Origin of the sequence: Streptomyces sp. NPDC048111 (assembly GCF_043202815.1) — a bacterium.
Classification (GTDB): domain Bacteria; phylum Actinomycetota; class Actinomycetes; order Streptomycetales; family Streptomycetaceae; genus Streptomyces.
This window is the reverse complement of sequence record NZ_JBIDBD010000023.1, coordinates 24,406-47,377: the sequence shown is the minus strand read 5'-3', so window position 1 is coordinate 47,377 and position 22,972 is coordinate 24,406. Positions and strand designations below refer to the sequence as shown.

Annotated in this window: 21 protein-coding genes; 20 read left to right on the top strand and 1 reads right to left on the bottom strand. The window is 71.5% G+C overall.

Annotated elements, in window-relative coordinates; genetic code table 11:
- Positions 1-130: 130 nt before the first annotated feature.
- The 14 genes from ACGF3I_RS27365 to nusB all read left to right on the top strand — a co-directional run bounded on the left by ACGF3I_RS27365 (position 131) and on the right by nusB (position 13,993).
- On the top strand, positions 131-595 hold the full coding sequence (locus ACGF3I_RS27365; protein ID WP_393136469.1) for a DUF948 domain-containing protein: 465 nt from the start codon (positions 131-133) through the stop codon (positions 593-595).
- 7 nt (positions 596-602) lie between these two features.
- On the top strand, positions 603-929 hold the full coding sequence (locus ACGF3I_RS27360) for a DUF6167 family protein (protein ID WP_393136467.1): 327 nt from the start codon (positions 603-605) through the stop codon (positions 927-929).
- A complete protein-coding gene (gene alaS / locus ACGF3I_RS27355) occupies positions 929-3,598 on the top strand; it encodes an alanine--tRNA ligase (protein ID WP_393136465.1) in 2,670 nt (889 codons plus the stop codon). Before ACGF3I_RS27360 ends, alaS begins: the two co-directional genes overlap by 1 nt.
- The gene (ruvX, locus tag ACGF3I_RS27350) at positions 3,598-4,062 is read left to right on the top strand and encodes a Holliday junction resolvase RuvX (RefSeq protein ID WP_393136463.1); all 465 of its coding nucleotides are present in this window, start codon (positions 3,598-3,600) and stop codon (positions 4,060-4,062) included. The genes alaS and ruvX overlap by 1 nt, the downstream gene beginning before the upstream one ends.
- Positions 4,063-4,163: 101 nt before the next feature.
- Entirely contained in the window at positions 4,164-5,915 is a 1,752-nt protein-coding gene (gene mltG / locus ACGF3I_RS27345) for an endolytic transglycosylase MltG (RefSeq protein WP_393136461.1), read from the top strand.
- Positions 5,896-6,738 carry a shikimate dehydrogenase gene (locus tag ACGF3I_RS27340; RefSeq protein WP_393136459.1) on the top strand — a complete coding sequence of 281 codons (843 nt, stop codon included), beginning with the start codon at positions 5,896-5,898 and terminating at the stop codon, positions 6,736-6,738. The genes mltG and ACGF3I_RS27340 overlap by 20 nt, the downstream gene beginning before the upstream one ends.
- A 174-nt stretch (positions 6,739-6,912) precedes the next feature.
- Positions 6,913-8,097 (top strand): chorismate synthase, encoded by a 1,185-nt coding sequence (gene aroC, locus ACGF3I_RS27335; protein WP_393136457.1) that lies wholly within the window; start codon positions 6,913-6,915, stop codon positions 8,095-8,097.
- A gap of 35 nt (positions 8,098-8,132) precedes the next feature.
- Positions 8,133-8,615, top strand: a complete 483-nt coding sequence (locus ACGF3I_RS27330; protein ID WP_393136553.1) for a shikimate kinase — start codon at positions 8,133-8,135, stop codon at positions 8,613-8,615.
- Positions 8,612-9,706 carry a 3-dehydroquinate synthase gene (gene aroB, locus ACGF3I_RS27325; protein ID WP_393136455.1) on the top strand — a complete coding sequence of 365 codons (1,095 nt, stop codon included), beginning with the start codon at positions 8,612-8,614 and terminating at the stop codon, positions 9,704-9,706. Before ACGF3I_RS27330 ends, aroB begins: the two co-directional genes overlap by 4 nt.
- On the top strand, positions 9,703-10,152 hold the full coding sequence (gene aroQ / locus ACGF3I_RS27320) for a type II 3-dehydroquinate dehydratase (protein WP_393136453.1): 450 nt from the start codon (positions 9,703-9,705) through the stop codon (positions 10,150-10,152). Before aroB ends, aroQ begins: the two co-directional genes overlap by 4 nt.
- Before the next feature lie 130 nt (positions 10,153-10,282).
- On the top strand, positions 10,283-11,200 hold the full coding sequence (locus ACGF3I_RS27315) for a Pro-rich N-terminal domain-containing protein (RefSeq protein ID WP_393136451.1): 918 nt from the start codon (positions 10,283-10,285) through the stop codon (positions 11,198-11,200).
- Between the two features lie 619 nt (positions 11,201-11,819).
- Positions 11,820-12,926, top strand: coding sequence for a M24 family metallopeptidase (locus ACGF3I_RS27310; protein ID WP_393136449.1), 1,107 nt, complete (start codon positions 11,820-11,822; stop codon positions 12,924-12,926).
- A 69-nt stretch (positions 12,927-12,995) separates the two neighbouring features.
- Positions 12,996-13,562, top strand: a complete 567-nt coding sequence (gene efp, locus ACGF3I_RS27305) for an elongation factor P (RefSeq protein ID WP_393136447.1) — start codon at positions 12,996-12,998, stop codon at positions 13,560-13,562.
- Positions 13,563-13,564: 2 nt separating this feature from the next.
- On the top strand, positions 13,565-13,993 hold the full coding sequence (gene nusB, locus ACGF3I_RS27300; protein WP_053724514.1) for a transcription antitermination factor NusB: 429 nt from the start codon (positions 13,565-13,567) through the stop codon (positions 13,991-13,993).
- A 184-nt stretch (positions 13,994-14,177) separates the two neighbouring features.
- Here the strand turns inward: nusB and bldD are convergent, their stop codons facing one another.
- A complete protein-coding gene (gene bldD, locus ACGF3I_RS27295; RefSeq protein ID WP_093894511.1) occupies positions 14,178-14,678 on the bottom strand; it encodes a transcriptional regulator BldD in 501 nt (166 codons plus the stop codon).
- Positions 14,679-14,974: 296 nt separating this feature from the next.
- Here bldD and pyrR point away from each other — a divergent pair, with 296 nt between their 5' ends.
- The 6 genes from pyrR to carB all read left to right on the top strand — a co-directional run bounded on the left by pyrR (position 14,975) and on the right by carB (position 22,962).
- Complete coding sequence (gene pyrR / locus ACGF3I_RS27290) at positions 14,975-15,568, top strand: bifunctional pyr operon transcriptional regulator/uracil phosphoribosyltransferase PyrR (RefSeq protein WP_393136444.1); 594 nt, start codon at positions 14,975-14,977, stop codon at positions 15,566-15,568.
- 94 nt (positions 15,569-15,662) lie between these two features.
- A complete protein-coding gene (locus tag ACGF3I_RS27285) occupies positions 15,663-16,646 on the top strand; it encodes an aspartate carbamoyltransferase catalytic subunit (RefSeq protein ID WP_393136442.1) in 984 nt (327 codons plus the stop codon).
- Positions 16,647-16,648: 2 nt separating this feature from the next.
- Positions 16,649-17,935 carry a dihydroorotase gene (locus ACGF3I_RS27280; RefSeq protein WP_393136440.1) on the top strand — a complete coding sequence of 429 codons (1,287 nt, stop codon included), beginning with the start codon at positions 16,649-16,651 and terminating at the stop codon, positions 17,933-17,935.
- Complete coding sequence (locus ACGF3I_RS27275) at positions 17,932-18,522, top strand: hypothetical protein (RefSeq protein WP_393136437.1); 591 nt, start codon at positions 17,932-17,934, stop codon at positions 18,520-18,522. The genes ACGF3I_RS27280 and ACGF3I_RS27275 overlap by 4 nt, the downstream gene beginning before the upstream one ends.
- Positions 18,519-19,661: a glutamine-hydrolyzing carbamoyl-phosphate synthase small subunit gene (gene carA / locus ACGF3I_RS27270; RefSeq protein WP_393136435.1), complete on the top strand. Its 1,143-nt coding sequence runs from the start codon at positions 18,519-18,521 to the stop codon at positions 19,659-19,661. Before ACGF3I_RS27275 ends, carA begins: the two co-directional genes overlap by 4 nt.
- Positions 19,654-22,962, top strand: a complete 3,309-nt coding sequence (gene carB, locus ACGF3I_RS27265) for a carbamoyl-phosphate synthase large subunit (RefSeq protein WP_393136433.1) — start codon at positions 19,654-19,656, stop codon at positions 22,960-22,962. The genes carA and carB overlap by 8 nt, the downstream gene beginning before the upstream one ends.
- Positions 22,963-22,972: the final 10 nt, after the last annotated feature.

Genomic DNA, 22,972 nt, shown 5'->3' with positions numbered 1-22,972 from the left:
TCCGCGCGCGGCGGCGGAGAACGCGGTACGGGAAGCCATCCGCGGCGCGATAGGCTCGCAGGACTACCTTTTTCGAGGTTTCGAGTTTTCGAGGTTGTCGAGTTCCGACGGGTTGCGGGGAGCGGTGCAAGTGTCCGGTGGAGAGGTGGCCGGGATCCTGGTGGCCGTCTTCTGGGCGATCCTGGTGTCCTTCCTCGCGGTCGTTCTCGTGAGGCTGGCCCAGACGCTGAAGGCGACGACCAAGCTGGTAGCGGACGTGACCGACCAGGCCGTCCCCCTGCTCGCCGACGCCTCGGACGCGGTGCGCTCGGCACAGACCCAGCTGGACCGGGTCGACGCCATCGCCTCCGACGTCCAGGAGGTCACCTCCAACGCCTCCGCGCTCTCCACCACGGTCGCCTCCACCTTCGGCGGCCCGCTGGTCAAGGTCGCGGCCTTCGGGTACGGGGTGCGCCGGGCCATCGGCCGCAAGGGCGCCGCCCCCGCCGACGCGCCCGCGCGGGAGAGCCGCCGGCAGCGGAGCGACGAGGCCCGCCACACCGTGATCGTCGGACGGACCGTGCCGTCCGCGCGCCGCTCCAAGCGAAAGGGCTGACGCCGCGATGTTCCGCCGTACGTTCTGGTTCACCGCGGGCGCGGCCACCGGAGTCTGGGCCACCGCCAAGGTGAACCGGAAGCTGAGACAACTCACCCCCGAGAGCCTGGCCGCGCGCGCCGCCGACAAGGCGGTCGAGGCCGGCCACCGGCTCAAGGACTTCGCCCTCGACATCAAGTCCGGCATGGCTCAGCGCGAGGCCGAACTCAACGACGTCCTGGGCATCGCCGAGAGCGAGCCGCCGCGTGAACTGCCCGCGCAGCGCCGCCTCGTCGCCATCGAGACCACACAGCAGCACACCAAGCATTCGTACAACCGGAATGAGGACCACTGATGGAGTCGGCCGAGATTCGCCGCCGCTGGCTGAGCTTCTTCGAGGAGCGCGGGCACACCGTCGTCCCTTCGGCGTCGCTCATCGCGGACGACCCGACTCTGCTGCTCGTCAACGCCGGCATGGTCCCCTTCAAGCCCTACTTCCTGGGTGAGACCAAGCCGCCCGCCCCGCGCGCCACCAGCGTGCAGAAGTGCGTGCGCACGCCGGACATCGAAGAGGTCGGCAAGACCACCCGGCACGGCACGTTCTTCCAGATGTGCGGCAACTTCTCCTTCGGGGACTACTTCAAGGAAGGCGCCATCAAGTACGCCTGGGAGCTGCTCACCAGCTCCGTGGCGGACGGCGGCTACGGCCTGGAGCCCGAGAAGCTCTGGATCACCGTCTACCTCGACGACGACGAGGCCGAGCGGATCTGGCACGAGGTCGTCGGAGTGCCGAAGGAGCGCATCCAGCGCCTGGGCAAGAAGGACAACTTCTGGTCCATGGGCGTGCCCGGACCGTGCGGCCCCTGCTCCGAGATCAACTACGACCGCGGCCCCGAGTTCGGCGCCGAGGGCGGCCCCGCCGTCAACGACGAGCGGTACGTGGAGATCTGGAACCTGGTCTTCATGCAGTACGAGCGCGGCGCCGGCGAGGGCAAGGAGGACTTCCCGATCCTCGGCGACCTGCCGTCCCAGAACATCGACACCGGCCTCGGCCTCGAACGTCTCGCGATGATCCTGCAGGGCGTGCAGAACATGTACGAGACCGACACCCTGCGCGTCGTCATGGACAAGGCCACCGAGCTGACCGGCGTCCGCTACGGCGACAAGCACGAGTCGGACGTCTCCATGCGCGTGGTCGCCGACCACATCCGCACCTCGGTGATGCTCATCGGCGACGGCGTGACCCCGGGCAACGAGGGCCGCGGCTATGTGCTGCGCCGCATCATGCGCCGCGCCATCCGCAACATGCGCCTGATGGGCGCCACCGGCCCGGTCGTCCAGGAACTGATCGACGTCGTCATCAAGACGATGGGCCTGCAGTACCCGGAGCTCCTGACCGACCGCAAGCGCATCGAGACGGTCGCCCTCGCCGAGGAGGCCGCCTTCCTCAAGGCGCTGCGCGGCGGCACCAACATCCTGGACACCGCCATCACCGAGACCAAGGCCACCGGTGGCACGGTCCTGGCCGGCGACAAGGCGTTCCTGCTCCACGACACCTGGGGCTTCCCGATCGACCTCACCCTGGAGATGGCCGCCGAACAGGGCCTGTCCGTGGACGAGGACGGCTTCCGCCGTCTGATGAAGCAGCAGCGCGACCAGGCCAAGGCCGACGCCCGCGCCAAGAAGACCGGCCACGCCGACCTGTCCGCCTACCGCGAGGTGGCCGACAACTCCGGCGCGACCGACTTCACCGGCTACACCTCCACCGAGAACGAGTCGACCATCGTCGGCCTGCTCGTCGACGGAGTGCCCTCGCCCGCCGCCACCGAGGGCGACGAGGTCGAGGTCGTCCTCGACCGCAGCCCCTTCTACGCCGAGGGCGGCGGCCAGCTCGCCGACCAGGGCCGCATCAAGCTCGACAGCGGCGCGGTCATCGAGGTCCGCGACGTGCAGAAGCCGGTGCCCGGCGTGCACGTGCACAAGGGTGTCGTCCAGGTCGGCGAGGTGACCGTCGGCGCCTCGGCGTACGCGGCCATCGACACCAAGCGCCGGCGCGCCATCGCCCGCGCCCACTCCGCGACCCACCTCACCCACCAGGCGCTGCGCGACGCGCTCGGCCCGACCGCCGCCCAGGCCGGCTCCGAGAACTCGCCGGGCCGCTTCCGCTTCGACTTCGGTTCGCCCGCCGCCGTGCCCGGCACGGTCCTCACCGACGTCGAGCAGAAGATCAACGAGGTGCTCTCCCGCGAGCTCGACGTGCAGGCCGAGGTCATGTCGATCGACGAGGCCAAGAAGCAGGGCGCCATCGCCGAGTTCGGCGAGAAGTACGGCGAGCGGGTCCGCGTCGTCACCATCGGCGACTTCTCCAAGGAGCTGTGCGGCGGCACCCACGTGCACAACACCGCCCAGCTCGGTCTGGTGAAGCTGCTCGGCGAGTCGTCCATCGGCTCGGGCGTGCGCCGCATCGAGGCGCTGGTCGGCGTCGACGCGTACAACTTCCTGGCCCGTGAGCACACGGTCGTCGCCCAGCTCCAGGAACTGGTCAAGGGCCGCGCCGACGAGCTGCCCGAGAAGATCTCCGCCATGCTCGGCAAGCTGAAGGACGCCGAGAAGGAGATCGAGAAGTTCCGCGCCGAGAAGGTGCTCCAGGCCGCAGCCGGTCTCGTCGACACCGCCAAGGACGTCCGCGGCACCGCGCTCGTCACCGGCCAGGTGCCGGACGGCACCTCCGCCGACGACCTGCGCAAGCTGGTCCTCGACGTGCGCGGCCGGATCCCCGGCGACCGCCCGGCGGTCGTGGCCCTGTTCACCACGGCGGGCGGCCGTCCCGTGACGGTCATCGCCACCAACGAGGCCGCGCGCGAGCGCGGGCTCAAGGCCGGTGAACTGGTCCGTACCGCTGCCAAGACCCTGGGCGGCGGCGGTGGCGGCAAGCCGGACGTCGCCCAGGGCGGCGGCCAGAACCCGGACGCGATCGGCGACGCCATCGACGCCGTCGAGCGCCAGGTAGCCGAGACCGCCTGATGCGACGAGGACGCCGACTCGCCATTGACGTCGGGGACGCCCGGATCGGGGTCGCCTCGTGCGACCCCGACGGGGTGCTCGCCACGCCGGTGGAGACCGTCCCGGGGCGTGACGTCCCGGCGGCCCACCGGCGGCTGCGGCAGCTGGTCGAGGAGTACGAGCCGATCGAGGTCGTCGTCGGACTGCCCCGCTCGCTGAACGGCGGCGAGGGCCCGGCGGCGGCCAAAGTCCGGGTCTTCGTCCGGGAGTTGGCGCGTGGTATCGCGCCCATCGGGGTGCGCCTGGTCGACGAGCGGATGACGACGGTGACCGCGACCCAGGGCCTGCGGGCCTCCGGGGTGAAGTCGAAGAAGGGACGTTCCGTCATCGACCAGGCCGCGGCCGTGGTCATCCTGCAGAACGCACTTGAGGCCGAACGGGTGTCAGGCAACCCTCCTGGCGAAGGCGTCGAAGTGGTTATCTGATCGCGATACGGTAACGTTCCGGCCGATGCGGAGGCATTCGAACAGTCGCCGCACAGCAAAAGAGGCGGACCGTCCGGATGCCTCGCGGCTCTAGGGGACCGATGACTGAGTATGGCCGGGGCCAAGGCTCCGAACCGTGGCATCCAGCGGATCCCCTCTACGGGGACCAGGGGTGGGGAGCGCAGCAGGCTGCCTCCGGTCAGGCTTCGTACGACGGCCACCAGCAGCAGGAGCAGTACGCGCAGCAGGGCGGGCAGCCGTACTACCCGCAGCAGTCGCAGGATCCGTACGCCCAGCAGCAGTATCCCCAGCAGTATGCGCAGCCGCAGTACGCGGACCAGCAGGTGCAGCAGGGCTACGCCGACCAGGTCCAGCAGGGCTACGCCCCGCACCAGTACGCGGACCAGTACGCGGCGCCGCCGGCGTACCCGCAGCAGTACGACGCCGGCTGGGACAGCACCGGCCAGCAGGCCGCGATGCCGTACGTGGGCCAGCAGCCCGACCCGTACAACAACGGCTATGCCGGTGAGGGCCAGGACGTCTACGGCACGTCCGAGGCGTACCCGCCGCCGCAGCCGCCCGGCCGGCGCCGGGCGACGGCCGCCCCCGAGGTGCCGGAACAGGGCCACGAGTGGGACGCCGAACCGCAGGAGGAGAGCCACCCGTTCTTCACCGGTGTTGGCGAAAGCGAACGCGATGACGACGAGCCGCGCCCGTCCCGCAGAGCCGATGCCGGCGGTGGTGGCCGCGACCGGCGGAGCAAGACCAAGAAGAAGGGCAAGAGCGGGCGCGCCTGCCTCGTGCTCGCGGTGGTCTTCGCGATCGGCGCGGGCGGCGTCGGCTACGTGGGCTACGACTTCTACCAGAAGAAGTTCGGCGCGGCCCCGGACTACGTGGGCGCGGGCACGAGCGAGACCGTCACCGTCGAGGTGCCGACGGGTGCGGGCGGCTCCGAGATCGGCCAGCTCCTCAAGCAGGCCGGTGTCGTCAAGAGCATCGACGCCTTCATCCAGGCGCAGAACGACGACCCCAAGGGCAAGACCATTCAGGCCGGCGCCTACACCCTGAAGAAGGGCATGTCGGCGGCGAACGCGGTCAAGCTGATGCTGGATCCGACCAGCCGCAACTCGCTCATCATTCCCGAAGGCAAACGCAACTCCTGGGTCTACGACAAGATCGACGACCGTCTCGGCCTGTCGCCCGGCACCACCAAGAACATCGCGCTCAAGAACGCCGACAGCATGGGCCTGCCGGACTGGGCCAAGAACCACAAGGACGTCAAGGACCCGCTGGAGGGCTTCCTCTACCCGGCGAGCTATCCGGTGGCCAAGGGCATGAAGCCCGAGGACGTCCTGAAGAAGATGGTCAACCGGGCCACCTCCGAGTACGGCAAGCAGGACCTGGCCGCCGAGGCCAAGAAGCTGAAGCTGGACGGTCCCTGGCAGCTCATCACCGTGGCCAGCCTGGTCCAGGCCGAGGGCAAGTCGCCCGACGACTTCCGCAAGATGTCCGAGGTCGTCTACAACCGCCTCAAGCCGGACAACATCCAGACCAACCAGAAGCTCCAGTTCGACTCGGCGTACAACTACCTCACCAACAAGAGCGACATCAAGATCGGGCTGTCCGAGATCAACAGCAACCCGGACCCGTACAACACCTACAAGTGGCGCGGGCTCACCCCCGGCCCGATCAGCAACCCCGGCAGTGAAGCGCTGGCCGCCGCGCTCGACCCGACCAGCGACGGCTGGATGTACTTCGTGGCCACCGACGGCAAGCACAAGACCGAGTTCGCCAAGACCCTGGGCGAGTTCAACAAGCTGAAGGCAGAGTTCGATGCCCAGTCAGGCCAGTGAGGGTGCGCGCAGGGCGGCCGTTCTCGGCTCGCCCATCGCCCACTCGCTGTCCCCCGTCCTGCACCGCGCCGCGTACGCCGAACTCGGCCTCGACCACTGGTCCTACGACCGGTTCGAGGTCGACGAGGCGGGGCTCTCCGGCTTCTTCGCGGGGCTCGACACCTCCTGGGCGGGCCTCTCGCTCACGATGCCGCTGAAACGGGCGGTCATCCCGCTGCTCGACGCGGTGAGCGCCACGGCGGCCTCGGTCGAGGCGGTCAACACCGTCGTCTTCACCGACGACGGCCGCCGCCTCGGCGACAACACCGACGTCCCCGGCATGATCGCGGCCCTGGAGGAGCGCGGTGTGAGCGGCGTCGGCTCCGCGGCCGTCCTCGGCGCAGGCGCCACCGCCTCCTCAGCGCTCGCCGCGCTCGCCCGGATCTGCACCGGCCCGGTCACCGCGTACGTCCGCAGTGCCGCGCGGGCCGAGGAGATGCGCGGCTGGGGCGAGCGGCTCGGCGTCGACGTGCGCACCGCCGACTGGGCGCGGGCGGCCGAGGCCTTCGGGGAACCGCTGGTCATCGCCACCACCCCGGCCGGCACCACCGACGCGCTGGCCACGGCCGTCCCCGAGCGGCCGGGCACCCTCTTCGACGTGCTGTACGAACCCTGGCCGACCGCGCTCGCGGCGGCCTGGACCGGGCGCGGGGGAGCGGTCGTCGGCGGGCTCGACCTGCTCGTGCACCAGGCCGTGCTCCAGGTCGAGCAGATGACGGGATGCCGCGCGGCCCCGCTCGACGTCATGCGCAAGGCGGGCGAAGCGGCCCTCGCGCTGCGCTGAACCGGCGCCCGCGGGCCGCCCGCGCGCACCCGCCCGGCGGGATCACGGTCCGCCTGCTGGACCTCGGCCCGGCCCACCTCCCGGGACGTGGGAGGATCGGGGGTGGCGGGCCAGGGCCGCGCACCCCGGTAACGCCGCCGTAGTACCCGGACGCGCGAGCAACGAGGAGCACCGTTGAGCAGGTTGCGCTGGCTGACCGCGGGGGAGTCCCACGGCCCCGCACTCGTCGCGACGCTGGAGGGCCTTCCCGCCGGCGTCCCGATCACCACGGACATGGTGGCCGACCACCTGGCCCGGCGGCGCCTCGGCTATGGACGCGGTGCCCGGATGAAGTTCGAGCGCGACGAGGTGACCTTCCTCGGCGGCGTACGGCACGGCCTGTCCATGGGCTCGCCGATCGCGGTCATGGTGGGCAACACCGAGTGGCCCAAGTGGGAGCAGGTCATGTCGGCCGACCCGGTCGACCCCGAGATCCTCGCGGAGCTGGCCCGCAACGCCCCGCTGACCCGGCCCAGGCCCGGCCACGCCGACCTCGCCGGCATGCAGAAGTACGGCTTCGACGAGGCCCGGCCCGTCCTGGAGCGCGCCAGCGCCCGCGAGACCGCGGCCCGCGTCGCGCTCGGCGCGGTGGCCCGCTCCTACCTCAAGGAGACCGCGGGCATCGAGATCGTCTCCCACGTGGTGGAGCTGGCCGCGGCCAAGGCCCCCTACGGGGTGCTGCCGACCCCGGCCGACGTCGAGAAGCTGGACGCCGACCCGGTGCGCTGCCTGGACGCGGACGCGTCGAAGGCGATGGTCGCCGAGATCGACCAGGCCCACAAGGACGGCGACACCCTCGGCGGCGTCGTGGAAGTCCTGGCCTACGGCGTGCCCGTCGGCCTCGGCTCCCACGTGCACTGGGACCGCCGCCTGGACGCGCGGCTCGCCGCCGCCCTCATGGGCATCCAGGCGATCAAGGGCGTCGAGGTCGGCGACGGCTTCGACCTGGCCCGGGTGCCCGGCTCCAAGGCGCACGACGAGATCGTCAACACCGCCGACGGCGTCCGGCGCACCTCCGGCCGCTCCGGCGGCACCGAGGGCGGGCTCACCACCGGTGAACTGCTGCGCGTACGGGCCGCGATGAAGCCCATCGCCACCGTGCCCCGCGCGCTCGCCACCATCGACGTCGCCACCGGCGAGGCCGCCAAGGCCCACCACCAGCGCTCCGACGTGTGCGCCGTGCCGGCCGCCGGCATCGTCGCCGAGGCCATGGTCGCGCTCGTCCTGGCGGACGCGGTCGCCGAGAAGTTCGGCGGCGACAGCGTGCCCGAGACCCGCCGCAACGTCCGGTCCTACCTCGACAACCTGCAGATCCGGTGAGCACCACCGGACCCCTGGTCGTCCTCGTCGGCCCGATGGGATCGGGCAAGTCCACGGTGGGCGCGCTGCTCGCGGAACGGCTCGGCGCGCCCTACCGGGACACCGACGCGGACATCGTGGCCGCCGAGGGCCGCGAGATCTCGGACATCTTCATCGAGGACGGCGAGCCGCACTTCCGCGCCCTGGAACGGGCCGCGGTCCGTACCGCGCTGGCCGAGCACGCCGGCGTGCTCGCGCTCGGCGGCGGCGCGGTCCTCGACGAGGGGACCCGCGGGCTGCTCGCGGCGCACCCCGTCGTCTACCTCTCGCTGGACGTCGAGGAGGCGGTCAGGCGCGTCGGCCTGAACACCGCCCGGCCGCTGCTCGCCGTCAACCCGCGCCGGCAGTGGCGCGAGCTGATGGACGCACGGCGCCCCCTGTACACCGAAGTCGCCCGTGCGGTCGTCGCGACCGACGGGCGCACCCCCGAAGAGGTCGCCCAGGCGGTCCTCGACGCACTGGAGTTGAAGGACGCATGACGGAGCAGGCACCCACCCGGATCCAGGTCGGCGGCTCCGCCGGCACTGACCCGTACGAAGTGCTCGTCGGCCACAACCTGCTGGGCGAGCTCGCCGGGCTGATCGGCGACCGGACCGGACGGGTCGCGATCATCCACCCCGAGGCGCTGGCCGGCACCGGTGACGCGATCCGCGAGGACCTCGCCGCCCAGGGCTACGAGGCCATCGCGATCCAGGTCCCCAACGCCGAGGAGGCCAAGACCGCCGAGGTCGCCGCCTACTGCTGGAAGGCGCTGGGCCAGTCGGGCTTCACCCGCACCGACGTGGTCGTCGGCGTCGGCGGCGGCGCCACCACCGACCTCGCGGGCTTCGTCGCCGCGACCTGGCTGCGCGGGGTGCGCTGGATCTCGGTGCCGACCACGGTGCTCGGCATGGTGGACGCGGCCGTCGGCGGCAAGACGGGCATCAACACCGCCGAGGGCAAGAACCTGGTGGGCGCCTTCCACCCGCCCGTCGGCGTCCTGTGCGACCTGGCCGCACTGGACTCGCTGCCCGTCCACGACTACGTGTCGGGCATGGCCGAGGTCATCAAGACCGGCTTCATCGCCGACCCGGTGATCCTCGACCTCATCGAGTCCGACCCGGCCGGCGCCCGCACCCCCCAGGGCCCGCACACCGCCGAGCTCATCGAGCGCTCCATCCGGGTCAAGGCCGAGGTCGTCTCCAACGACCTGAAGGAATCCGGGCTGCGCGAGATCCTCAACTACGGCCACACCCTGGCCCACGCCATCGAGAAGAACGAGCGCTACAAGTGGCGGCACGGCGCCGCCGTCTCCGTCGGCATGGTCTTCGCGGCCGAACTCGGCCGTCTGGCCGGGCGGTTGGACGGCGCCACCGCCGACCGGCACAGCGCGATCCTGGAGTCCGTCGGGCTGCCGCTCACCTACCGCGGCGACCAGTGGCCCAAGCTGCTGGAGAACATGAAGCTGGACAAGAAGTCCCGCGGCAACCTGCTGCGCTTCATCGTCCTGGACGGCCTCGCCAAGCCGACCGTCCTGGAGGGTCCCGACCCGGCGGTGCTGCTCGCCGCCTTCGGTGAGGTCTCGGCGTGAGCCGGCCGGTGTTCGTCCTCAACGGGCCCAACCTCGGCCGTCTCGGCTCCCGCGAGCCCGACGTGTACGGCGCCACCACCTACGCCGGCCTCGTCGAGGTCTGCGAGGCGCTGGGCAAGGAGCTGGGCTTCGAGGTGTCGGTCCGCGAGACCAACGACGAGGGCGAGCTCATCCGCTGGCTCCACGAGGCGGCGGACGGGCGCGTTCCGGTCGTCATCAACCCGGGTGCCTTCACCCACTACTCGTACGGAATGCGCGATGCGGCGGCCCAGCGCACCGCGCCGCTCATCGAGGTGCACATCTCGAACCCGTACGCCCGTGAGGAATTCCGCCACACCTCGGTGATCGCGCCCGTCGCCACCGGCACCGTCGCGGGCTTCGGCATCGGCTCCTACCGCCTGGCACTGCGTGCGCTCGCCGACGAGCTGGGCGACCAACTCGGCTGACGGGCACGCTCGCACGCCCCGGGCCGTTCACACTGTGGCGGCCCGGGGAGGTACGGTTCTGCACCGGGCCGCCCACACCGACGGGCGCCCGACCAGCGCCAGTTGCCTGTACGAGACGGAGTGGCACCGGATGCAGCACGCAGGGGGGGCTCCACTGCCGCCGCCCCACGCCCCGGGGCGGCCCCCGCACGGCTGGGCCGCCCAGGGCGTCGAGCCGGAGGGCACCGCCCCGTCCGGGCCGCCCGCGCCGCAGGCGCCGCCCGCGCCCGGCGCACCGCCGTACCAGCCGGGCCCGCCGCCCGGGTCCGGTGCGGCCCACCTCCCCTCCCAGCCGCCGTCGCCACCGGCCCAGCAGCCGCCCGGCCAGGGCTGGCACGGGCCCGCGCCGCAGCACGCCTCGGCCCGGCCGCCGTCGCGCGACACCACGGGCCATGTGGCGCTGCCGCCCGGCGGCCCGGTGCCGCTGCCCCAGGCGCCCGAGGGCACCGGCGCCACCACGCTCGCGGTGCTGCTCATCGGCCCCGCCGGAGCGGGCAAGACCACCGTGGCCCGGTACTGGGCGCAGCACCGCCGGGTGCCCACCGCCCACATCAGCCTGGACGACGTCCGCGAATGGGTGTGCTCGGGGTTCGCCGACCCCCAGTCCGGCTGGAACGACCACTCCGAGGCCCAGTACCGCCTGGCCCGCCGCACCTGCGGCTTCGCCGCGCGCAACTTCCTGGCCAACGGCATCTCCTGCATCCTGGACGACGCGGTCTTCCCCGACCGGCCGGTCGTCGGCCTCGGCGGCTGGAAGCGGCACGTGGGTCCGGGTCTGCTTCCGGTCGTGCTGCTGCCGGGCCTCGAAGTGGTCCTGGAGCGCAACGCGGAGCGCAGTGGGAACCGCCGGCTGTCCGACGAAGAGGTGGCGGGTATCCACGGGCGGATGGCCGGCTGGTACGGCTCGGGCCTGCCGATCATCGACAACTCCCAGTACGACGTGCCCACCACGGCCCGCCTCCTGGACGACGTCCTGGCCCGCACAATCGCCAGCCCACCGAACTGGTAGCCCTGGGCGGTCCCGGCCCCGGTCCGCGGACCGTGCTGGCTTGCTCGCGCAGTTCCCCGCGCCCCTTAACTGCTCGGTGCTGGGCAGCACCGGCCACCTCAGCCCGTCCGGCGATTGAGGACGAGCGCCGTTCAGGCGCGATCGGGGTCCGGGGCGGAGCCCCGGGGGTTTGGGTTCGTCCGCGGACCGTGCTGGCTTGCTCGCGCAGTTCCCCGCGCCCCTGGCGGGGTTGGTCCTGCCGGGGTGGGGGTTTCAGCCCGTCCGGTGTTTGAGGACGAGCGCCGTTCAGGCGGGATCGCGGTTTGGGGCGGGGCCCGGGGGTTTGGGTTCGTCTGCGGGTCGTGGTCGCGTCTCGCGCAGTTCCCCGCGCCCCTGGCGGGGTTGGTCCTGCCGGGGTGGGGGTTTCAGCCCGTCCGGTGTTTGAGGACGAGCGCCGTTCAGGCGCGATCGGGGTCCGGGGCGGAGTCCCGGGGGGCCGGGCCGGCCTTGGCGGGGTGGGCAGGGCGGGCTGCCTCAGTTCGCCCGGCGTGTGAGGGCAAGGGCGGACCGACTACCGGGGCGGCCCCCGGTCGGACGCGCAGAACCGGCCGAACCACGCCCCCGCTCATACGCTCGGGGCATGTCAGAGGTGTTCGCGGTGCGCCGCGGCTGGCTGCGGGACCGCTGCGCGGCCGCGGGCAGCGCGGCGGCCCTGGTCTCGCGCCCGGCCAACGTCCGCTATCTCGCGGGCGGTGCCCCGCCGGGCGCGGTGCTGCTGCTCGGCCCGGCCGAGGACGTACTGCTGTGCCCGCGCACGCCGTCGGGCGACCTCATCGAGGGGCACCTCGACGAGCACCTGCGGCTCACCGTGCTGCCCGCCCCCGGCGGCGACGCGGCCGTAGCGGCGGCCGACCTCGCGGCGGCCAGCGGCGCCGACTCGCTCGCCGTGGAGGAGCACCACCTGTCCGTGGCCCGCCACCGCGCGCTCGGCTCGGTGGCTCCCCGGCTCCTCCTGAACGATCTGGGCGGCGCCGTGGAGCAGCGCCGCCTGGTCAAGGACGAGGACGAGATCGCCTGTCTGCGGATCGCCGCGGAGATTACCGACCAGGCGCTCGGCGAACTCCTGGAGTCGATCCTGGTGGGCCGCACCGAACGCCACCTCGCGCTCGAACTGGAGCGCCGCCTGGTCGACCACGGCGCCGACGGCCCCGCGTTCATGACCTCGGTCGGCACCGGCCCCAACTCCGGCCGCGCGGGCCACCGTCCGGCCGACCGAAGGGTCGAGGAGGGCGACTTCCTCTCGGTCTGCCTGGGTGCGACCTATCGCGGATACCGCTGCGAGATCGGCCGCACCTTCGTGATCGGCACCACGCCCGCCGACTGGCAGATCGAGCTGTACGAGGCCGTCTTCGCAGCCCAGCGGGCCGGTCGCGAGGCCCTCGTACCAGGGGCGGAGTACCGCGAAGTGGACCGCGCGGCCCGTCAGGTGCTGGGCGCCGCGGGCCATGCGGAGGCCTTCGGACCGCTCACCGGCCACGGTGTCGGGATCGAAATCGACGAGGAGCCGCAGCTCGCACCTGGAGCCATGGGTAAACTGGACACTTGCGTGCCGGTCACCGTCGAACCGGGGGTCCACCTCCCGGGCCGGGGCGGCGTCCGGATCGATGACACGCTCGTCGTACGCCCCGAGGCGGACGGCGGCCCCGAGCTACTCACCATCACGACCAAGGAGCTGCTAGCGCTCTAGCACGCGTACGCGCCCCAGGTGCGTACCCTCGGTCGTCCACCAGCTTTCAGTCCAGGAGATTCCGCAACCGTGGCTTCCACGAACGACCTCAAGAACGGCCTGGTGCTCAAGCTCGACGGAGGCCAGCTCTGGTCCGTCGTCGAGTTCCAGCACGTCAAGCCCGGCAAGGGCCCGGCCTTCGTGCGCACCAAGCTCAAGAACGTGCTCTCCGGCAAGGTCGTCGACAAGACCTTCAACGCCGGTGTGAAGGTCGAGACGGCCACCATCGACCGCCGCGACATGCAGTTCTCGTACATGGACGGCGAGTACTTCGTCTTCATGGACATGGACACGTACGACCAGCTGATGGTCGACCGCAAGGCCGTCGGCAACGCCGCCAACTTCCTGATCGAGGGCTTCACCGCCTCGGTCGCCCAGCACGAGGGCGAGGTGCTCTACGTCGAGCTCCCGGCCGCCGTCGAGCTGGTCATCCAGCACACCGACCCGGGCGTCCAGGGCGACCGCTCCACCGGCGGCACCAAGCCGGCCACCCTGGAGACCGGTTACGAGATCGGCGTCCCGCTCTTCATCACCACCGGTGAGAAGATCAAGGTCGACACCCGCACCGGTGACTACCTCGGCCGGGTGAACAGCTAACCGTGGCTGCCCGGAACAAGGCCCGCAAGCGTGCCTTCCAGATCCTCTTCGAGGCCGACCAGCGCGGCGAGTCCGTGCAGACGGTCCTCGCGGACTGGGTGCGGCACTCGCGGTCCGACGACCGTCAGCCGCCGGTCGCCGAGTACACGATGCAGCTCGTCGAGGGGTACGCGGACCACGTGGACCGCATCGACGACCTCATCTCCACGTACGCGGTGGGCTGGACGCTCGACCGGATGCCGGTCGTGGACCGGAACATCCTGCGTCTCGGCGCGTACGAGCTGGTCTGGGAGGACGAGACGCCCGACGCGGTCGTCATCGACGAGGCCGTCCAGCTGGCGAAGGAGTTCTCCACGGACGACTCCCCGGCCTTCGTGAACGGGCTGCTCGCCCGTTTCAAGGACCTGAAGCCGAGCCTGCGCCGCGACTAGCTCCGGCGGAACGAGGCCATCCGAAGGGCCCGCGGCACCCACCGTGCCGCGGGCCCTTTGCCGTGCCCGCGCCGCGTCCGGCGGACGGGAGGCGTGACCCGCGGGAGGCGCCGGTAAACGCGTCGGGCCCGTCGGGAGCGAGTGCTCCCGACGGGCCCGACGGCACGTTTCTGCTGAAGGGGCGTCAGGCCTCTTCGTGCGCGACCGCGCGGCGCGCGTCGGCGTCGAGGACGCCCCAGCTGATCAGCTGCTCGGTGAGGACCGAGGGGGACTGGTCGTAGATGACGGCAAGGGTGCGCAGGTCGTCCTGGCGGATCGAGAGGACCTTGCCGTTGTAGTCGCCGCGCTGCGACTGGATGGTGGCCGCGTAACGCTGCAACGGGCCCGCCTTCTCCGGCGGCACGTGCGCGAGGCGCTCAAGGTCGAGGACCAGCTTCGGCGGCGGCTCGGCGGCCCCGCCCGGCGTGGTGCCCGGCAGCAGCTCCTGCACCGGAACGCCGTAGAAGTCCGCCAGCTCGGCAAGGCGCTGTACGGTCACGGCGCGGTCGCCGCGCTCGTACGAGCCGACCACGACGGCCTTCCAGCGGCCCTGGGACTTCTCCTCCACGCCGTGGAGGGAGAGGCCCTGCTGGGTGCGGATGGCGCGGAGCTTGGCCCCGAGCTGTTTTGCGTATTCGCTGGACATATAGCTCCCCGGACGCTGTGACAACGTGCGGCTCCGCCGCGCGGCTGTAACTCACTGTGAGGTTACGCAGCGTTACTTGGCCGCGTCAAGCCGAATGGTCCACACCCCCACCCCGCAGGAGTGACGGGCTCCGCGCGGGGCGCGGCCCCGCGGGCCACGGCGGATGTCGCGCCCGGTTCACCCGTTCGAGTGACGGCCCGGTGCGGGACGGCGCCCGGGCCCTGGTACCGTGGGGAGCGCAATTCCGACGTCCTTTAAGGTCCGTCCCGTGAGGCGGAGAAGGAGGTCCGTTTCATATGGACACGCAGCACCCGCAGGATCCGGCGCACCCCGATGCGGCGCGGCCCGTTCTCGAAGGCCCCGACATCGCCCGCGTCCTGACCCGTATCGCCCACGAGATCGTCGAACGTGCCAAGGGCGCCGACGACGTGGTGCTCCTCGGCATCCCGACCCGTGGCGTCTTCCTCGCCGAGCGGCTCGCCGTGAAGCTGGAGTCGATCACCGGAGGCAAGACCCCGGTCGGCTCGCTCGACATCACCATGTACCGCGACGACCTGCGGATGAAGCCGGCCCGCGCGCTCGGCCGCACCGAGATCCCCGGCGACGGCATCGACGGCCGCCTGGTCGTCCTCGTCGACGACGTCCTCTTCTCGGGCCGCACCATCCGCGCCGCCCTCGACGCGCTCGGCGACATCGGCCGCCCGCGCGCCGTACAGCTCGCGGTCCTCGTCGACCGCGGCCACCGCGAACTCCCGATCCGCGCCGACTACGTCGGCAAGAACCTCCCCACGTCGCTGCGGGAGACGGTCAAGGTCCAGCTCGCGGAGGAGGACGGCCGCGACGCCGTGCTGCTCGGCGTCAAGCAGACCGCTCCGGCCGGCGAGCAGTAGCTCCGCCCACCCCCGTACGGCCACCACCGACCCGTACGGGCTGCTTCTGCGCGCCCGCACGCCCCCACCTCCACCACACCTGGAGAACCCCCCGATGATGCGTCACCTCATCTCGGCCGCCGACCTCACCCGCGACGACGCCGTCCTCATCCTCGACACCGCCGAGGAGATGGCCCGGGTCTCCGACCGGCCGATAAAGAAGCTCCCCGCCCTGCGCGGCCGGACCATCTGCAACCTCTTCTTCGAGGACTCCACCCGTACCCGGATCTCCTTCGAGGCCGCCGAGAAGCGGCTGTCCGCGGACGTCATCAACTTCGCCGCCAAGGGCTCATCGGTCTCCAAGGGCGAGTCCCTCAAGGACACCGCGCAGACCCTGGAGGCGATGGGCGTCGACGCCGTCGTCATCCGGCACAGCGCCTCCGGCGCCCCCTACCGCCTGGCCACCTCCGGCTGGATCGACGCCCCCGTCATCAACGCGGGCGACGGCACCCACCAGCACCCCACCCAGGCCCTGCTCGACGCCTTCACCATGCGCCGCCGCCTGGTCGGCGAGGACGCGCTCGGCCAGGACCTGACGGGCAAGCGCATCACCCTGGTCGGCGACGTGCTGCACAGCCGGGTGGCCCGCTCCAACGTCGACCTGCTGCACACGCTCGGCGCCGAGGTCACCCTGGTGGCCCCGCCGACGCTGCTGCCGGTCGGCGTCGAGCACTGGACCTGCGACGTCAGTTACGACCTGGACGCCGTGCTGCCGAAGTCCGACGCGGTGATGATGCTCCGTGTGCAGCGCGAACGCATGAACGCCGCCTTCTTCCCGACCGAGCGCGAGTACTCGCGGCGCTACGGGCTCGACGGCCTGCGGATGGCCAGGATGCCGGAGCACGGCATCGTGATGCACCCGGGCCCGATGGTGCGCGGCATGGAGATCACCGCCGAGGTCGCCGACTCCGAGCGCTGCACGGTCGTCGAGCAGGTCGCCAACGGCGTCCACACCCGTATGGCGGTCCTGTACCTGCTGCTCGGCGGCAACGAGCCCGCCGTCAGCCACGCCCGTCCCACCGATGCGGAGAACAAGTAACCATGAGCACGATCCTTATCCGTGGTGCGAAGGTCCTCGGCGGTGACGTCCAGGACGTCCTGATCGACGGCGAGACCATCGCGGCCGTCGGCACCGGCCTCGACGCGGGCGACGCGACCGTCATCGACGCGGCGGGCCAGATCCTGCTGCCCGGCCTCGTCGACCTGCACACCCATCTGCGCGAGCCCGGCCGCGAGGACTCCGAGACCGTCCTCACCGGCACCCGGGCCGCCGCCCGCGGCGGCTTCACCTCGGTCTTCGCCATGGCCAACACCTTCCCCGTCGCCGACACCGCCGGCGTCGTGGAGCAGGTGTGGCGGCTCGGCAAGGAGTCCGGCTACTGCGACGTGCAGCCCATCGGCGCCGTCACCGTGGGCCTGGAGGGCAAGAAGCTCTCCGAGCTCGGCGCCATGCACGACTCGGCCGCCGGGGTCACGGTCTTCTCCGACGACGGCAAGTGCGTGGACGACGCCGTGATCATGCGGCGCGCCCTGGAGTACGTGAAGGCCTTCGGCGGCGTCGTCGCCCAGCACGCCCAGGAGCCCCGGCTGACCGAGGGCGCCCAGATGAACGAGGGCGTCGTCTCGGCCGAGCTCGGTCTCGGCGGCTGGCCCGCCGTCGCCGAGGAGTCGATCATCGCCCGGGACGTGCTGCTCGCCGAGCACGTCGGCTCCCGCGTGCACATCTGCCACCTCTCCACGGCCGGCTCGGTCGAGATCGTCCGCTGGGCCAAGTCGCGCGGCATCGACGTGACCGCCGAGGTCACCCCGCACCACCTGCTCCTGACCGACGAGCTGGTCCGCTCGTACAACCCGGTCTACAAGGTCAACCCGCCGCTGCGCACCGAGAAGGACGTCATGGCGCTGCGCGAGGCGCTCGCCGACGGCACCATCGACATCGTCGCCACCGACCACGCCCCGCACCCGCACGAGGACAAGGACTGCGAGTGGGCCGCGGCGGCCATGGGCATGGTCGGCCTGGAGACCGCGCTCTCCGTCGTGCAGCACACGATGGTCGAGACCGGGCTGCTCGACTGGGCCGGCGTCGCCGACCGCATGTCGCACAAGCCCGCCGCGATCGGCCGGGCCACGGGCCACGGCCGCCCCGTCTCGGCAGGCGAACCCGCCAACCTGACCCTGGTGGATCCGGCATACCGTGGAGAGGTGAACCCCGCGGGCTTCGCCTCCCGCAGCCGCAACACCCCCTACGAGGGCCGCGAGCTGCCCGGACGCGTCACGCACACCTTCCTGCGGGGCCGGGCAACGGTCGTGGACGGGAAGCTGGCGTGACGTACGCATCACTGATCAATCTGGCCGCCGAGGAGAAGTCCGCCGAGGTGACCAACTGGGGCGGACGCATCGGCTGGCTCGTCGGACTCGCGCTCTTCGTGGCGCTCGTCTACTGGCTGATGCGCCAGGGCTGGCAGTGGCGCCGCCGCCTCCAGGCCGACCTGCCCGAGCTCGCCACCGCGCCCGAAGCGCCCGGTGAGGCCAGACTGAAGCTGAGCGGCCGCTACCACGGTTCCACCACCGCCGGGCAGTGGCTCGACCGCATCGTGGCGCACGGCCTCGGTGTCCGCAGCAAGGCCGTGCTCACCCTGACGGACGCGGGCCTCGACGTCGTACGCCCCGGCGCGGACGACTTCTTCGTGCCCACCGCCCAGCTGCGCGGCGCCCGCCTCGACAAGGGCATCGCCGGCAAGGTCCTCACCGAGGGCGGGCTGCTGGTCGTCACCTGGAACCACGGCGACCGGCTCATCGACTCCGGCTTCCGCTCCGACCGGGCCGAGCAGCACCAGGCCTGGGTCGAGGCCATCAACTCCATGATCCGCACCCCTGACCAACCCACCACCACGACGGAAGGCGCCGCACGATGACGACCTCCACCCGGGGAGCCGCCAAGGTTCCCGCCGTACTCGTCCTGGAGGACGGCCGCATCTTCCGCGGACGTGCCTACGGGGCCGTGGGGGAGACCTTCGGCGAGGCCGTGTTCTCCACCGGCATGACCGGCTACCAGGAGACCCTCACCGACCCGTCGTACCACCGCCAGGTCGTCGTGATGACCGCCCCGCACGTCGGCAACACCGGCGTCAACGACGAGGACCCCGAGTCCGCGAGGATCTGGGTGGCCGGCTACGTCGTGCGCGACCCCGCCCGCCTGCCCTCCAACTGGCGTTCGCGCCGCACCCTTGACGACGAGCTGGTGGCCCAGGGCGTCGTCGGGATCTCCGGCGTCGACACCCGCGCGCTCACCCGCCACCTGCGCGAGCGCGGCGCCATGCGCGTCGGCATCTTCTCCGGCGAGGCGGTCGCGGACGACGCGGCACTGCTCGCCCGGGTGCAGGAGGCCCCGCAGATGGCCGGCGCCGACCTCTCCGCCGAGGTCGCCACCAAGGAGGCCTACGTCGTGCCGGCGGTCGGCGAGAAGAAGTTCACCGTCGCCGCCGTGGACCTCGGCATCAAGGGGATGACCCCGCACCGCATGGCCGAGCGCGGCATCGAGGTGCACGTGCTGCCCGCCACCGCCACCGCCGAGGACGTCTTCGCGGTGAACCCCGACGGCGTGTTCTTCTCCAACGGCCCGGGCGACCCGGCCACCGCCGACGGCCCCGTCGCCGTGATGCGGGCCGTCCTGGAGCGCCGGACGCCGCTGTTCGGCATCTGCTTCGGCAACCAGATCCTCGGCCGCGCGCTCGGCTTCGGCACGTACAAGCTGAAGTACGGCCACCGCGGCATCAACCAGCCGGTGCAGGACCGCACCACCGGCAAGGTCGAGGTCACCGCGCACAACCACGGCTTCGCCGTCGACGCGCCGCTCGACAAGGTCTCCCAGACGCCCTTCGGGCGCGCCGAGGTCTCCCACGTGTGTCTGAACGACCAGGTCGTCGAAGGCCTCCAGCTGCTCGACCAGCCGGCCTTCAGCGTCCAGTACCACCCCGAGGCGGCCGCGGGCCCGCACGACGCCGCGTACCTCTTCGACCGCTTCGTATCTCTGATGGAGGCCGAGCGTGCCTAAGCGCACCGACATCCAGTCCGTCCTGGTCATCGGCTCCGGACCGATCGTCATCGGCCAGGCCGCCGAGTTCGACTACTCCGGCACCCAGGCCTGCCGCATCCTCAAGGCCGAGGGCCTGCGGGTCATCCTGGTCAACTCCAACCCGGCCACGATCATGACCGACCCGGAGATCGCCGACGCCACCTACGTCGAGCCGATCACCCCGGAGTTCGTCGAGAAGATCATCGCCAAGGAGCGCCCCGACGCGCTCCTGCCCACCCTCGGCGGCCAGACCGCGCTCAACACCGCGATCTCCATGCACGAGCAGGGCGTCCTGGAGAAGTACGGCGTCGAGCTGATCGGCGCCAATGTCGAGGCCATCAACAAGGGCGAGGACCGCGACCTGTTCAAGGGCGTCGTCGAGGCCGTCAAGGCGAAGATCGGCTACGGCGAGTCCGCCCGCTCGGTCATCTGCCACTCCATGGACGATGTCATCAAGGGCGTCGACACCCTCGGCGGCTACCCCGTCGTGGTGCGCCCCTCCTTCACCATGGGCGGCGCCGGCTCCGGCTTCGCGCACGACGAGGAGGAGCTGCGCCGCATCGCAGGCCAGGGCCTCACCCTCTCGCCGACCACCGAGGTGCTCCTGGAGGAGTCCATCCTCGGCTGGAAGGAGTACGAGCTGGAGCTGATGCGCGACAAGAACGACAACGTCGTGGTCGTCTGCTCCATCGAGAACTTCGACCCGATGGGCGTGCACACCGGCGACTCGATCACCGTCGCGCCCTCGATGACGCTGACCGACCGCGAGTACCAGCGGCTGCGCGACATCGGCATCGCGATCATCCGCGAGGTGGGCGTCGACACCGGCGGCTGCAACATCCAGTTCGCGATCAACCCGGAGGACGGCCGGGTCATCGTCATCGAGATGAACCCGCGCGTCTCGCGGTCCTCCGCGCTCGCCTCGAAGGCCACCGGCTTCCCGATCGCCAAGATCGCGGCCAAGCTGGCCATCGGGTACACCCTCGACGAGGTCCCCAACGACATCACCGAGAAGACGCCGGCCTCCTTCGAGCCCAGCCTCGACTACGTCGTGGTCAAGGCCCCGCGCTTCGCCTTCGAGAAGTTCCCCTCGGCCGACTCCACCCTCACCACCACCATGAAGTCGGTGGGCGAGGCCATGGCGATCGGCCGCAACTTCACCGAGGCCCTCCAGAAGGCGCTGCGCTCCCTGGAGAAGAAGGGCTCGCAGTTCGACTTCACGAGCCCCACCGGCGACAAGGCCGCCCTCCTGGAGCAGGCCGTGCGCCCGACCGACGGCCGGATCAACACCGTCATGGCCGCGATCCGCGCGGGCGCCACCCAGGAGGAGGTCTTCGAGTCCACGAAGATCGACCCCTGGTTCGTCGACCAGCTCTTCCTCATCAAGGAGATCGCCGACGAGCTGGCCGCCGCCGACAAGCTCGGCCCCGAGCTGCTCGCCGAGGCCAAGCGGCACGGCTTCTCGGACGCCCAGATCGCCGGCATCCGCGGCCTGCGCGAGGACGTCGTGCGCGAGGTCCGGCACGCGCTCGGCGTGCGCCCGGTCTACAAGACGGTCGACACCTGCGCCGCCGAGTTCGCCGCCAAGACGCCGTACTTCTACTCCTCCTACGACGAGGAGAGCGAGGTCGCGCCGCGCGAGAAGCCCGCGGTGATCATCCTCGGCTCGGGCCCCAACCGCATCGGCCAGGGCATCGAGTTCGACTACTCCTGCGTCCACGCCTCCTTCGCGCTGAGCGACGCGGGCTACGAGACCGTGATGGTCAACTGCAACCCGGAGACCGTCTCCACCGACTACGACACCTCCGACCGGCTGTACTTCGAGCCGCTCACCCTGGAGGACGTCCTGGAGATCGTCCACGCCGAGACCCTCGCGGGCCCGGTCGCGGGCGTCGTCGTGCAGCTCGGCGGCCAGACCCCGCTCGGCCTGTCCCAGGCGCTCAAGGACAACGGCGTCCCGGTGGTCGGCACCCCGCCCGAGGCCATCCACGCCGCCGAGGACCGCGGCGCCTTCGGCCGGGTGCTCGCGGAGGCCGGCCTGCCCGCGCCCAAGCACGGCACCGCCACCACCTTCGCGGGCGCCAAGGCCATCGCCGACGAGATCGGCTACCCCGTCCTCGTACGCCCCTCGTACGTGCTCGGCGGACGCGGCATGGAGATCGTGTACGACGAGGAGCGGCTGTCCTCGTACATCGCGGAGTCCACCGAGATCAGCCCGACCCGCCCGGTCCTGGTCGACCGCTTCCTCGACGACGCGATCGAGATCGACGTGGACGCCCTCTACGACGGCACCGAGCTCTACCTCGGCGGCGTCATGGAGCACATCGAGGAGGCCGGCATCCACTCCGGCGACTCGGCGTGCGCGCTGCCCCCGATCACCCTCGGCGGCCACGACATCAAGCGGTTGCGCGCCTCGACGGAGGCCATCGCCAAGGGCGTCGGCGTCCGCGGGCTCATCAACATCCAGTTCGCGATGGCCGGGGACATCCTCTACGTCCTGGAGGCCAACCCGCGCGCCTCGCGCACGGTGCCCTTCACCTCCAAGGCGACCGCGGTGCCGCTCGCCAAGGCCGCGGCCCGCATCTCGCTGGGCGCGACCGTCGCCGAGCTGCGCGCCGAGGGCATGCTGCCCAAGGAGGGCGACGGCGGCACGCTGCCGCTGGACGCGCCCATCTCCGTCAAGGAGGCCGTGATGCCGTGGAGCCGCTTCCGCGACGTCCACGGACGCGGCGTCGACACGGTGCTCGGCCCGGAGATGCGCTCCACCGGCGAAGTCATGGGCATCGACTCGGTGTTCGGCACCGCGTACGCCAAGTCGCAGGCCGGCGCGTACGGTCCGCTGCCGACCAAGGGCCGCGCGTTCATCTCGGTCGCCAACCGCGACAAGCGCACGATGATCTTCCCGGCGCGCGAACTGGTCGCCCACGGCTTCGAGTTGCTCGCCACCTCCGGCACCGCCGAGGTGCTGCGCCGCAACGGCATCAACGCCACGGTGGTGCGCAAGCTCAGCGAGGGCGAGGGCCCGAACGGCGAGAAGACGATCGTCCAGCTGATCCACGACGGCGAGGTCGACCTCATCGTCAACACGCCGTACGGCACCGGGGGCCGGCTCGACGGCTACGAGATCCGCACGGCTGCGGTCGCCCGCTCCGTGCCCTGCCTGACCACGGTCCAGGCGCTCGCCGCGGCCGTCCAGGGCATCGACGCCCTCAACCGCGGTGACGTGGGGGTACGTTCCCTCCAGGAACACGCGGAACACCTGACCGCGGCCCGCGACTAGCGGACGGGGA